Origin of the sequence: Sphingobacterium sp. xlx-130, assembly GCF_011007405.1 — a bacterium.
Taxonomy (GTDB): domain Bacteria; phylum Bacteroidota; class Bacteroidia; order Sphingobacteriales; family Sphingobacteriaceae; genus Sphingobacterium; species Sphingobacterium luzhongxinii.
On record NZ_WFKN01000004.1, the window covers coordinates 445225 to 459362 of the forward strand.

Genomic DNA, 14138 nt, shown 5'->3' on the forward strand with positions numbered 1-14138 from the left:
GATGTATCCTTTATTTAGTATCAGGATTTACTTCATCACCATTGATTTTTATGTTAGTAAATAATAATTTTTTCATTAATTTTTTTGTATCTGAATTGAGCCCCTCCCATTTGTAACACTTTCAGTAGCTCCTCTACACTTTCTTCTGTAAAAGTACCCGAGATGGCAAGTTGGGCCAGTGTTGTATTTTGCAATTCTATTTTCGCGTCATACCATTTTTCCATCTTTAATAAGGCCGTTGATAATGCTTCACTATCGAAGGCTAATTTATCTTCCCTCCATGCTATTTCTGACGGTGTTTCATCTTGATTTTCTTTACGGAATGAAGATTTAAGAATTTCATATTCTCGGAATTCTGCTTGTTCCGGGAACGATTGTTTGTTCGAAGCATAAGAAGCTGTATTGTCCAGGATCTTTATTTTTTCCCCGGGTACGAGATGATATACCTGCTCTTTTGATTTATCCTGATCACTTACGTACAATTCTATTTTACCTTCTACGAGACTTGCTTCATAGGAGTTTTCGTCATGATACGATTTAATGTTAAAAGACGTGCCGACGACCTTGACCTTGATTCCTTTTGCAGCTATGATCATGGGCAAATTCTTATTGGGCATTACATCAAAAAAAGCTTCTCCGTCCAATTCTATGTCACGATCTGTTTTTCCAAATGAAGGAAGGTAAGATATTGTACTTCCACTATTTAACCAGACTTCGGTACTGTCTGGTAGTATAATTTTTTTTCGCTCTGCATTTTTGGTGTTTATAGTCTGTGCCAAGGCTGGAGCATCTACCGATTTGTTTTGTAGTCGGGGTACTATAAATAGAAAAATAGCACCAACAACAGCCGCCGCAGCGATTGAAATTTTATAAATAGGGAATTTTAACCATTTTCTCCGCGAAGTGGAAAGTGTATTCTTCTCAGAAGATATTATATTGTCAAATTTGGACTGTAACTCGGCTAATGAACTCTTTTTTACGCTTGACGTTGTTAGTACATCAAATAAGATACGTCGCTGTCCATCTTCCTCCAGATTTCTTTCTAAAAGAGACTGCTCTTCTGGAGTAATTTCCTGCTTTAGATATTTATGTACAAGCTCGTAAAAATGGTCTTCGTGCATGGTGTATTCTTGGCTATTTGTAGGTAAGACAAGCCAAGAGACAAAAATCACCAATATAAAATTTAGTTTTTTTTCAATTGCCTGGTTGTTAGTTGTTTATTTTTTTTAGAAAGTCTCTAATATGGTTTAATGCCATTTGAATATGTCGATCGACCGTGTTGATACTGACTTCCATTATTTCAGCCGTCTGCTTGTAAGTTAGCGAATTATCCTTTACCAAGGTGAAAGCCATTTTCATCTTAGGGGGCATTTTGTCTATTACTTCCTCCAGTTGTTTGCCAAACTCCTTACTTAGCATCAGTTGTTCCGGCGTATAGGGGTGTCGTATTTCCAATTCGGACGCTTGGTACAGTGTTCGGGTTTTCTGTTGGGATAGGTAATTGAGAGAACTGTTTTTGACTGCTTGGAATAAATAGGTCTTTAAGTTAGATACTTGTTGAAATTTGTCTGCATTTGTCCAGATTTTTGACATCAGTTCAGACACGATATCTTCCGATACTTCCGTATTTTTTGTAATAGATAGTGAAAAATGCAGGAGGTTGTCGTAAAAGTGAAAAAAAATCCTTTTAAAAGCTATTTCGTCCTTGGACATAACAGCTTCCAAAACACCTTCCCATTCTATATCGGTCATTTTCTTTAACATCTGATTCTCCACCTGGAGGTCTAAAATATCAATAAAAATCGATTTAGATAAAATCTACTTAAAAAACTATCGCTAGATTACCTTCGACACCGACGTTTGTTCGTCACTAAAAGTGATGGATCAATTTATAGGTTAGACCATCTTAATTTTCAATATGCCACAGGTGGGACGTTTGTAATACCGTATTTTTATGTTTTTTGTTTTCCTGTGTCAGTTGTTTGTGTTTGTTTTTTTTGCGATGTAATTTCCGTTAGGCTGCATGAATGTGACCTGAATAACCTGCCCTTGTGCGTTAGCCGCAAATTGTAGATAATATTCAGGTAGTACTTTTATCGCAAATTTGTCTTTCCCTACAGCCAGCAGCTCGTATTCCGGCTGCCCAGGTACCAGTGCATAAAGCGTTTTGTTGTTTTTGACAAATAGTTTTACAGTCATATCGGACAAGGAGTAGTCGCCGACAAACTTTTGAAGGTCTTCTTCAGAAAGCTTTATTTCGCCCAGTTGCCGTTTAAAATCGATAGGCTTAGTACTACCTTCTAGTGGGATGCTAAGGTTGCTGATTTCGCCACGAGTGTTCAGGTTGAATTGAGCGGTCATCGTGCCGTCAGCCTTCGGGTCTATTCCATCGCTAGGGTCTACATAGATCAAGTCAAAGCTGTTAAAGTTATTATGTTTTAACCAGAATTTTTTAGAACCAGTTACAAATAAGGAGTCGCTTATCAAATCGATTTTGACCGTTCCATATCCTGGATTCAGGTAAGATCCCGAATAGTCTACTAATGGGTGAGTCGCAGGACGGTTGGTCTCGACTGCTGCTACAGCGTCTGTCGAGTCTTTTGCCGATTTAGCTTTTTTTAGCTCCTTTAATAGATCAGCGTTCCAATCAAAAGAGGGTAGACCTAAGACAGCGTCGGCAATTATATTTCGGATGGCATGGATAGACGAGGAGTTGTTTTGATTGCTCAGTACCACGATACCTAGGCTGTCGGTCGGGAAGAAGACTGTATTCGCACTAAAACCGTCAATATTACCCCCATGCTCTACACGGTAGTGACCTTTATAGCTTGAAATACCCCAGCCAAAACCATAGTTAGAAAACATTAGATCCGGTTTTTCTTTGCCCGGTACGCCTGGGCTTACAATAGCTTGAGATGAAATAGCTTCCCTTCTATAGCGAGCTGGTATGACCTCTTTTTCTTCAAATTTGCCATCGTTTATCCAGGCTTTTAGCCAGTTGGCCATATCATTGGCACTGCTGTTTATTGCGCCTGCAGGTCCCATACCTGCAATGTCGTAGTAATCCATTTTTTTAATAGCACTATCATTCTTGACCGTATATCCTACAGCAGCATTGGGGTCTGCCTTCCATTCAGCTAGCGTGCTATTTGATCGGTACATATCTAGCGGGATGAATATCCTTTGCTTTACATCCTGTTCCCAGCTATTTTTGGTTAGGTACTCATCCATATGACCTAGTGCCGTGTACATAAAGTTATTGTACTGCCATTTAGTTCTTATAGGACTGCTAGGCTCTAGATATTGGATGCGTGAGATCAGACTGTCCCTGGAATGCGAAGGGAAGAAGTACCATGAAAAGTCATGTCTCGGTAGCCCTGTTGTGTGTGCCAGCATATCCCGTACCGTGACTAGATTGTTCATTTGATCGTTGTAAAATTTGAGGTTAGGTAAGTAAGATATAGCAGGTTTATCCAGATCGATCTTCTTCTCATCGACCAGTTGTCCGATCAGGGCTCCTGTAAAAGCCTTACTGCATGAGCCTATCGCAAATAATGTATTCGCATCTACAGGTAGCTTTTTTTCGACATCTCTATACCCAAAACCTTTGGCATAAATTACCTTATCTTTTTGCACTACTGCTACGGAAAATCCCGCCATATGCCAGTCTTTAAGAATCTGATCAAACGTTTTTTCCAGACTTACTAGCCGATTAATCAAGGTGGGTTGCTGCTTTTTTTGAGCGAATACGGTGATATGCAGCAATAGGCATAATGCAAGAGTTAGTCTTTTCATGTTAAATTGGATTGGTCTTATCTATAGAACTTTACATCAAATTGTCCTAAAGATAATCGATTAACACGTAGTACAGGTGTTTTGTTTTGACTATTTACTTTTTCTGACAAAACTTAATAAATCATTCAAGCCTTCTTTTTTGAATAGCAATTGACCAATTTGAAGATTAGACCACCCTGGTTTTAGGATATAGGAAAAGATAGGGGTTTCAGCTTTTATTTCACAGTCTATATAGTAAGGGGAGACGGAGATCGGATTTTGAGCCAGTTCACTTTTCAGTTCGGCGATATGGGTCGAAATCAAAAAAGTGGAAGATTTAAATTTTTGAAGACCATGGATTGTCTTTATACTTATCGCCAGAGCATCCTCATGATTGGTTCCTTTAAACAGTTCATCAAAGATAGCAAAGCATCTTTTGCCCGATTCAGCCTGTACTACTACATCTTTTAGTTTGACGATTTCATTCATAAAGTGGCTGTATCCATTTTTTAGATCATCACTGTCATTGATCTGCACAGATATAGTGCCATAAAAAGGTATTTTACCACTTTCAGCAGGGATAGCCAGCCCCAGATGACTGAGGTAGACGCACAGTCCTAGCGCCTTAAGCAAAGTCGATTTTCCAGACATATTGGCGCCAGTCAGTAGTACGACATTATTTTCTACTTCAATATCGTTTTTGATAGGAGCTTGTAGCAACGGGTGGTAGAATCCAAGCAGTTGAGATCGGTTGTCATCTATTTCAGCAAAGTGGAACTTATGTTTCGAAATACCCTTGCTTAGGGAGATATAAACTTCTAAAAGCGTGAGCTTTTCAAAGAAAGCATGGGTATCACCGTTTTTACGGTTTTTAGATACAATAGCATTTAACTCTTGGATCGATTTATAGCCAAATTTATCTTTTCCGATCTTTGATTTATAGTGTTTCGATCGGAATGAGCGCAAATAGTTTAGGATGAATCGAATCTCTTCCTGGTAATATTTTGGAAAAGCTTTGATATTCAGATTATCCCTTAGTTGCTGTTCGATTTTCGCCAGGAAATAAATCAATTGCTGGTATTCCCCCAATAGGACATTTCTCTTTCTCTTTTTGAAGAGATAGCGTATATAATCCTGTTGGGTTAGATCCTCTAGCGGAAAGCTAGACAGAAACCGATGCGTATCGATATACTCTATTTTACGATATTCATATTCGTTCCATAGCGGCTTGGAAGCAATTATCTGTCCGAGTATAGCCTGTCTATCTTTAATCTCGGCGACGGACGAGAGCGGCTGTTGTAAAAGCTGTTCTAGTTTCGACCTGCTATCTGGATTGAGCGTGTAGTCAAATAAAGGAAGTATATCTTTTGATAAAAATAAGTCTTGTGTATTGTTTATGGTCATTCGTGCACAATCCAATAAGAAACATCTAGATTACAAGTTAAGCTTTTTTTATAAGTATTTAGCCTTACCTGTATTAATATCTTTACTCATGAGATAGTTGATCTTGTAGAAAGCTGTTTTTTTCTTGGTCTCGGCGTATGACTCGAGTCTGCCAGCTGGTTGAGGTACTAAAATGCTAATTATTTATTCATACTTACCTAACATTAACTTTTTATTATTGCTGTAGCTTAGCACACGCTATCTAGCAAAAGAATATGGAAATGTATCCGAAATTTATTAATTTTAATTGCAGTAACTAAAAGTGATTTTTTAAATCAATAAAATCGATTACTAGCAGTAGACCTAGATAGAAAACCAATATGATGAGCAGTGCTACAGGTAGGGTGGATGCTGGGATCCGAGATTTTCAAATGATATTTGATACATATCATGATAGATTGGTATTCTTTAGTCTACAGATGCTAGCTGATGTAGAGAAAGCGCAGGATATTGTACAAGAGGCCTTTGTGCGCTATTGGACGAGCAAGGATACTATTTCTAAAGATTTACCGGCGATTAAAAATTACCTATACAGTACCGTAAGAAATTTGAGCTTGAACCAGATTCGGCATGAAAGGGTCGTGGCAAATTTTGCAGACATGCAAACTGGAGGTGAACCTTTAGCACGTTGTACCATGGAGGCGATAATTACAGCAGAAATGTTGTCTGAGATTCATACCGCGATTAATGCATTGCCCGAGAAATACAGAACATTATCTTGGTTGGCATTTGTTGAAGGTAAAAATAATATCGAGATAGCCGAAGAATTAGGCCTCTCGATAAATACGCTTAAGAAGCAAAAACAAAAAGCCACATCCTTGTTGAAGCTAAAGCTTCGGCCGGATATCCTCGCATTGGTCCTCTCGCTGTATAACCTGTAGACAGTGATACCATTCCGTCTTTTTTATTTTTTTAAGATTTCTTTATCCTCTTCTTCTGTATAAGTGTCTTTACTGTATAAGACGCTATGGATAGATTTGAAGAATATTATGAAATAGGCGAGTTGTGCGCTAAGTATTTGAAAGCAGGGTTAACTGATACGGAAGAACAGATCCTGATGACCTGGGTAAACGCATCGGATGAAAATAAACTGTTTTTTGATGAGTTGACAAATGCCGAACAGGTCTCTAGGAAGCTGCAAGACTTTGGTAGAGCAGATCGGACCAAAAGCTGGGAAATCGTTCAGGAAAGAATTGCACCTAGTACCCAAAAACCTCAAATAAATAAATGGAAAAAAATCTATAAGTACGCGGCAATCATATTGTCCTTGCTTCTCCCATTAGCTCTTTTCACCTATAAATACTTAAGTCAGCAGAAAGCGACTATTGCGGTTACAGAAGCTGTAGACCTAATTCCACCGGGTCAGGACAAGGCAACTCTTGAGCTGGCCGACGGTACAATTGTCGATCTCGAAGGAGCGCTAAAAGATGATTTGGACGATATCGATGGGATTTCGTTGCATAGAGACAGTATCGGGCGGCTGGTTTATACGTTGAAAGAAGGAGCGTTATCTGATAAAAATTCAACGAAGCATACATTCCATACTATCCGCACTCCCGTGGGGGCCAACTATCAATTGTTATTAACGGATGGGACAGCCGTCTGGTTAAATGCCCATTCTACATTACGCTTCCCTGCTCAATTTGTAGGAGGGACCCGCGATGTGGAGCTTTCAGGGGAAGCTTATTTTGATGTCGCAAGTAATAAGGAAAAACCTTTTGTGGTGAAAGCAGGCGATACCAAGGTACAGGTATTGGGGACTGAATTTAATATAGCTGCCGATGCGGACAAGGCTAAGGTGTATACCACTTTGCTGGAGGGGTCTGTTAGCGTAATCCAAGGTCATACCAAGCGGATATTGGTGCCCGGTCAACAAGCTATTTCTGAAAATGGAAAGCTTTTAGTAGCCCAGGTTGATACTGACCCTATAGTAGCATGGAAAAACGGATACTTCATCTTCAGGAAAACACCTATCCATGAGCTAATGACCATGATATCGAAATGGTATGATGTAGAGGTAGATTACAGCGGAGATATGAATGGTGTTGAGTTTGGAGGTAAATTTTCTAAGTCAACAAGTCTGCAAGAATTACTGAAAAGTCTAGAACTCACAGGATCCGTGCGGTTCAAGATTCAAGGAAGGAGGGTTACTGCAATGAAATAAGCTTAGGTTATGAAAGAAATCGAGAGAGGTGACAACTCTCCCGATTAAAGGCTGGGTCCTGATTCAACTAACAATCGAATTTATTAAATATTGAATACGATATAACCCATATCAAATGTATAAAAAAAACATTTTAATATGTAAGAAGAACGCTTACATATCAAATAGAATCATACTGATTATGAAATTAGTTGGGATTTTGATGATTACTGTGTTTTTGCAGTTTTCTAGTGCAGAGAGTTTTGCGCAGCGCATTACGATCGTAAAAAAGCAGACTACATTGCTCAATGTGTTGACCACACTCGAGAAACAGTCGACGTACAATTTTGCCTATAATGCCCGTTTATTAGAGGGTACAGCTTCTGTTACGTTAAATTTAAAAAATGCAACAGTTACCGAGATTTTGGATAAAATCTTTGAAAATCAACAGTTGACTTATGTATTAAATGGAAATACAATCGTTATTCAACGCAAGGCGACAGTAGCGAAAGTCCAAGAAATGATTATTACTGGGCAAGTGCGCGACAGTAAAGGCAATTCGTTAGCAGGGGTGACCATCCGTAACAAATCCAATAACCAAACTGTTATCAGTGCTGCAGATGGTAGTTTTCGTATCACTGTAAAAGATGCGCAGGATGTGTTGATGATGAGTTTGCTTGGGTTTAAGCAAAAGGAACTCGTAGTAGGTCAACAGCGACAGTTGCAGGTTACCATGCAAGAGGATGAGCAAGAGCTGAATGAAGTTGTGGTGACAGCTTTGGGGATAAAAAGGGAAGAAAAGGCTTTGGGCTATGCTATTACAAAAATTGATAGCAACCAATTGACAGACGCCGTATCCGGCAATTGGTTGGATGCTTTGTCTGGTAAAGTACCAGGGTTGAATATGGTGCGCTCAAATGGAGGCCCCACAGGATCTAATAAAGTCATCTTACGAGGAGAGAATAACTTAACCGGAGAAAATGAGGCTCTGATCGTCGTTGATGGTGTCGTATTAAATAGCGGTAGTGGCAGGCGTACAGCTTCGGGGTCCAATGCTGCTGGACCTGAAGATGGTGTGCAACCTACAGATTTTGGTAGTGGTATTAATGACATCAATCCCGAAGATATTGAAAGTGTCACTGTGTTGCGCGGTCCAGGGGCTTCTGCATTATACGGTCAGCGCGGAGCAAATGGTGCAATCATTGTAACAACAAAATCAGGAAATAAGAAAAAAGATAAATTACCTAGTATTACCTACAATAGCAATTTAGCTTTTGAACAGCCCAATCGATGGCCAGACTTGCAGTACGAATACGGCCAGGGGCTAAATGGCGCCTCAACCTATGTGTACGGTACTAATAGTGGTACCAGTTTGGCCTGGGGACCACGTTTCAACGGACAGTCCTTTATCCAATATAATCCAGAGACGCAAAGTGCGGGTTTGGAGCCCACTCCTTGGGTGCCTTATAAAAATCAGGTCAGAGACTTTTTTCAGACGGGACAAACATGGACCAATTCGCTAAGTATTAATGGAAGAGTAAAAGAGACAACCTACCGATTCTCCGCTACGCATGCAGATAACGACTGGATCATTCCAAATACGGGGTATAGAAGAACCAACTTATCTCTTTCTGCAAATAGTAAATTGACTTCTAAGTTAAATCTTTCTGTTAAAGCTAATTATACGAATAAGTTTAGTGACAATCTTCCTGGTATGGGGTATGGCAACCAGTCTGTGATGTATTGGTATGTATTCTGGGTACCCAATGGTGACATTAATTGGCTCAATGATTACTGGGTTAAAGGCAAAGAAAACGAAGAATTGAAAGATGTCTTTACGACATCCCCAGAAAACCCTTACGCTATCTCTTACGAGTTTATAAATGGATCGAATCGCAACGGGCTGATGGGAAATGTGCAATTGAATTATGATTTTACAAAAGAATTAAGTCTACAGCTACGTGCCACGATGGATCGCTCGGAAGAGTTAAGAAAGCAGAAACGTCCCTGGACTGCAGCCCGATTGCCGAAAGGGTCGTATCGTACACAGGATATTGACGTTCAGGAAATAACAGCAGATTTCCTGTTAAAGTATAATAAAAAAATTAACGAGGATATTCAGATTAATACATCACTGGGAGGAAGCTTACTAAGAAATAGGTATTACAAGGACGAGAAGAGAGCAGATGGTTTGATCGAGCCTAATCTGTACAGTTTTGATAATGCGGCTTACGATCTTGTTGTTATTCCAGATACCAGTAGGTTTCATATCAATAGCGTTTACGGATTGATGTCTGCTTCGTACAAAGACTATCTTTATCTGGATTTGACGGCTCGTCAAGATTGGAGTAGTACGTTAGCTAATCCGGTAAGGCGAAATAATGTTGGTTTTTTTTACCCTTCAGCGAGTTTGAGTTTCGTAGCGTCTGATTATTTCAGTATGCCGAGATATTTTGATATGGTAAAGGCAAGACTGTCCTTATCCCAGACAGGAAGCAGTGGTACTATTCCGTATCGTACGGCATACACTTATCCATTAGCTGATAATGGGATCTACCCCGGCAATGCCTTGACAAATCCCAATACCCTACCTAATCCCGACCTTAAGCCTCTTAAGACCGTTACTTATGAAGTAGGAGCTGATGTCAAGATGTTTAAGAAGAGGTTAGAGTTAGATGTTGCGTTTTACAAAGGATATACAAAAAATCAGATTTTAGATCGTATTGTAGACCGATCGTCCGGATACACCCGTCAGATTATCAATGCTGGACAGATTAATAATCAAGGTATCGAAGTGGCTATTAATGGTACACCTATCCAGAACAAAAATTTTAAATGGAAAACGTATTTAACATTCTCGCACAATAAGAACAAAATCATGTCTATGGCCAATACAGACAGTACCGTTATCTTGCGTTCTTCGGCTGTTGGTGGTGCACAGATTGTGGCCAAAGTTGGAGGCAGTTTAGGGGATATGTACGGGATCGGATTTGAAAGATCGCCCGATGGACAGGTCGTTTATGATGCCAACTCAGGACTTGCAAAATTATCAGCTACCCCCGTGTATTTAGGAAATACTATTCCGAAGTATAAAGGAAGCATAGGTACAGAATTTAGCTACAAGGGGTTCAGGCTTAATGTCTTGTTTGATGCACAGTTGGGAGGTGTCGGACACTCTTATACGCATGGCCGTCTAGCCGATTTTGGAAAGCTTACGGCTACATTACCTGGACGTTATAGCGGTATTATCGGAGATGGTGTCGTACAGAATAGTGATGGCTCCTATAGTCCCAATACAACGATAGCGAAGGATATTACTTCTTTTTACAATTTTACCATGGGTACAGCAAATGGAGAAGGTGCTACCTACAAAACTGATTTTATCAAATTCAGGGAGGCTCGTTTCGATTATTCCTTGCCGAAGCAATGGATTAAATCGGCAAAACTTTCGCGGGTCACCATGGGGGTATATGGTCGAAATCTATTTATCTGGTCCAAGTGGCCTTTGTTTGATCCTGAATTTGGAACACTTAGTGGGACAGACATTGTGACCGGATTTGAGGTTGGACAGTTTCCATCCACCCGTTCTTTTGGTTTTAATTTAGTGGTAGGCTTAAATTAATGGTTATGAAAAAAATATTTATAGGGTTTTTACCCTTATTTTTCCTCTTATTGTCAAGCTGCGAGCATGATTTTGAAGAGGTAAATACGGATCCGATCAGTGTACTGGATCCCGCTCCAGAAAAATTGTTAGCACCCGCTATTGTGAATATGGCAAAGGCCAATATGATGCGCAACCGTAACTTTAACAATGAGCTGATGCAGGTGACAGTACTACAGAGTGAAGATGAAAATGCCGTGTTTCGTTATGATTTTAGACCCACATGGGCTGATTATACCTGGAATGCATGGTATTCTGAGCTGACCAATTTTAGAGATATTTATCAAATTGCTTCAACGGACAAATATGAGAATACCGCCTATAAAGGAGTCGCTTTAATAAATGAGGCCTGGGCTTTTTCCTTGCTGACAGATACCTATGGTGATGTACCGTACACCGAGGCCAACAGAGGAAAAGAAGGCATAATGGAACCGAAATTTGATAAGCAGAAGGATATCTACTTAAGTTTGTTTGAGAAGCTGGAAGAAGCCAATTCATTATTAGCACAAAATGAAGACGAAATCGTACCACTTAGTGATCCTATATATGCAGGTAATGTGGATCACTGGAGAAGGTTTGGCAATAGCTTGTACCTTAGGTTATTGTTGCGGGTTTCGTCTAAGGATGAGGTAAAAGCCCAAGTAACAACCAAAATTAAAGAGATATTGCAGGATAATACGTTGAAGTACCCCATTTTTGAGAGCAATGGACAGTCAGCTACTGTAAAATGGACAGGCGATGTAGTAACGACAGATCCATTTACCAATCCCTATGTGACTGGTTTGAGAGAAGCCGATTTTACCATTGCATCGTTATGCAATTTTTTTATCTTAAAACTAAGCGAATGGAATGATCCACGCATTGATATCTCCAATAAATATGGCAAAGATACGCGTAATAGACTTGGGATAGCGCCTGGGTCATCTGGTTTTTTAGGTGTAGACAGCGGCTATGAGCCAGGTGGTAAAGAGTTAAAGCAGTCTTATTTTTATTCCTTTGGAGGTTCAGAGTTTTCTTTACAGAAGAGTAAGTTGGCTGGTATATTGATGACTTATGCAGAGGTGGAGCTGATCAAAACCGAGGCTATAGCAAAAGGATGGATACAAGGAGATGCTGCAGAGAGTTATTACAAGGCAATTGCAAATTCTATTAATTATTGGGTTCCTCAATTTACCACAGATATCAATAATCAGGAGTTTACCGATTATGTAGCAACTGCTGGTCTACAGTGGGATGATAATCTGCCGCTGGATGCCGGAGATGCGGCGAGCAAAATGGCAAACATACAGTTGCAAAAATATTATGTGCTTTTCCTGACAGATTTTCAGCAGTGGTTTGAACAGAGACGCACAGGTCACCCTGTTCTTCCCAAAGGAGCGGGTCTGAGAAATGGTGGGAAGATGCCTGTACGACTCAATTACCCCGTATATATTCAATCTGCGAATGCTCAAAACTACAGGGATGCTGTAAAAAATATGGGTGCAGATGATATTAATACATTAGTTTGGTGGCAAAAGCCTTAATACTTTATTAAATACTTTAGGTTATGAAAAGGTATATTTTCAATGTGTTTTTTTGTGTAGGAATACTAATTTGTTGTTGGGGCTGCGATACCGTGGGTAATTTTCCTGGGGCTACTGTCAATCCTGATATCGCGATATATGATCTGCGCAGTTTTTATAAAGGTCAGGATCTGAAACTGACCGATGAGACGCTATTGGGTGCTACAGGTATCACGGGTACGGTGGTCTCTGATCATTCCGGTAAGAACCTACCTACAGGGTTACTTATGGTACAAGATAGATTGCGTCTCAATGAGCTTAGAGGGATAGCCATACAGATTGGTGATGCAGCAGCAGAATATGTACCAGGAGATTCGGTGCGCGTTAACCTTATCGGCGGCGTGATGAAGCGCGAAAGCGGTCTTTTGGTTATTCAAGGTGTTGATAAATCGGCTATAAATAAAATTGCTTCAGGTCGTGTTATTGCAGTCAATCGAGTGCCGAGCAGCTATATTCTAGCTGACCCGGATAAATATGAAAGTACAGAGCTGGTTATTGTAAAGGGAGGCTTTGACCCGATACCTGAACCAACAGATACCTATGCTGGTGATAGGTTGGTTAACGATGGTTTTGATAATTTTGTACTACATACGGATGCTTCAGCGACCTTTGCGCAGCAAGTGCTCCCAGGTATGGCTAATTTTTTTGGCGTAGTAGGATACACTCAGGTCGAAGGTAAGTGGATTCCACATTTACGGATTCGTAGAGATTCGGACATCACGGTCTTAAGCTCTACCGTAAGTCGTGCGGCTATCGTTATTTCCGGTTATATAGGAGATGTTGAAGGTACTGATCTAGATGGAGAGTATATTCAATTTTTGGCCACTCAGGATGTTGATTTTTCTAAAACACCGTATTCTGTTGTCACACACAATACCAATTCGGGCTATCAACCTACAGGTGTTCCTATGAATGGTTGGGCTGCTGGAGGTAAGCGCTCTTATAAATTTGATCTTAAAAGTGGACAGGTTAAAAAAGGAACCTACTTCTACGTGGGTAACTCGGCCAAGCTTATTAATGGGGTCGAGTCGACCTCTATAGCAGATGCGAACTGGATCGTGTCTAGGAAAACCGGATCGGTCAAGGGGGATGGTTTTGGAGATGTAAATACAGATTTGTTTTTAAATGGTACGAGTGCTTTTACAGATGCGATAGCCGTATTTGAAGGAACGACCGTGACAAAGAATTCGATTCCTGTCGATGTAATCGTCACCGGATATAATGGTGCCATATTGAATGTCGGTCAACAAGCAGGTTTACGGATTGCAAATACGGATTGGTACGATATTATAAATCCAGTAACATTACAGCAGCAGCCGTTTTACAAGCAAGGGTCTAATACCATTTACCTTGCAAGACCTGCTCCTTCAGGTGTAGGATGGTTTTATAAATTAGGTGGCGAGTACAACGTACGTTTGGGCAGATGGGTAAAGGCGCGGTCGCAGCGAACAGTCGATCTGTCAAAGCAGTCGACTATAGAGGAAATAGAAGGCGAGTTCCCGGAAGCAAATGGGACAAATGAAGGTTGGTACGCAACAAAAGTGATCGAATAGAA

The 14138-nt window shown here is 40.2% G+C and carries 9 protein-coding genes; 5 read left to right on the plus strand and 4 right to left on the minus strand.

The features are described 5' to 3' along the window. Window positions 1–53 precede the first annotated feature (53 nt). The 4 genes from G7B18_RS08030 to G7B18_RS08045 all read right to left on the minus strand — a co-directional run bounded on the left by G7B18_RS08030 (window position 54) and on the right by G7B18_RS08045 (window position 5178). Complete coding sequence (locus G7B18_RS08030; protein WP_164126300.1) at window positions 54–1172, minus strand: FecR family protein; 1119 nt, start codon at window positions 1170–1172, stop codon at window positions 54–56. A gap of 37 nt (window positions 1173–1209) precedes the next feature. Then, complete coding sequence (locus G7B18_RS08035; protein ID WP_164108698.1) at window positions 1210–1752, minus strand: RNA polymerase sigma-70 factor; 543 nt, start codon at window positions 1750–1752, stop codon at window positions 1210–1212. Window positions 1753–1974: 222 nt separating this feature from the next. Continuing rightward, the gene (locus G7B18_RS08040; RefSeq protein WP_164108697.1) at window positions 1975–3795 is read right to left on the minus strand and encodes a serine hydrolase; all 1821 of its coding nucleotides are present in this window, start codon (window positions 3793–3795) and stop codon (window positions 1975–1977) included. A 90-nt stretch (window positions 3796–3885) separates the two neighbouring features. Then, a complete protein-coding gene (locus G7B18_RS08045; protein ID WP_164108696.1) occupies window positions 3886–5178 on the minus strand; it encodes a MutS-related protein in 1293 nt (430 codons plus the stop codon). 359 nt (window positions 5179–5537) lie between these two features. Between G7B18_RS08045 and G7B18_RS08050 the strand changes: the two genes are divergently transcribed. From G7B18_RS08050 to G7B18_RS08070, 5 genes are all read left to right on the plus strand, one after another. After that, window positions 5538–6098: a sigma-70 family RNA polymerase sigma factor gene (locus G7B18_RS08050; RefSeq protein WP_164108695.1), complete on the plus strand. Its 561-nt coding sequence runs from the start codon at window positions 5538–5540 to the stop codon at window positions 6096–6098. Between the two features lie 86 nt (window positions 6099–6184). Beyond that, window positions 6185–7381, plus strand: coding sequence for a FecR family protein (locus G7B18_RS08055; protein WP_164108694.1), 1197 nt, complete (start codon window positions 6185–6187; stop codon window positions 7379–7381). A gap of 181 nt (window positions 7382–7562) precedes the next feature. After that, a complete protein-coding gene (locus G7B18_RS08060; RefSeq protein ID WP_240452799.1) occupies window positions 7563–10982 on the plus strand; it encodes a SusC/RagA family TonB-linked outer membrane protein in 3420 nt (1139 codons plus the stop codon). Between the two features lie 5 nt (window positions 10983–10987). After that, window positions 10988–12544 (plus strand): SusD/RagB family nutrient-binding outer membrane lipoprotein, encoded by a 1557-nt coding sequence (locus tag G7B18_RS08065; RefSeq protein WP_240452800.1) that lies wholly within the window; start codon window positions 10988–10990, stop codon window positions 12542–12544. A gap of 23 nt (window positions 12545–12567) precedes the next feature. After that, the gene (locus G7B18_RS08070; RefSeq protein WP_164122310.1) at window positions 12568–14136 is read left to right on the plus strand and encodes a DUF5689 domain-containing protein; all 1569 of its coding nucleotides are present in this window, start codon (window positions 12568–12570) and stop codon (window positions 14134–14136) included. Window positions 14137–14138: the final 2 nt, after the last annotated feature.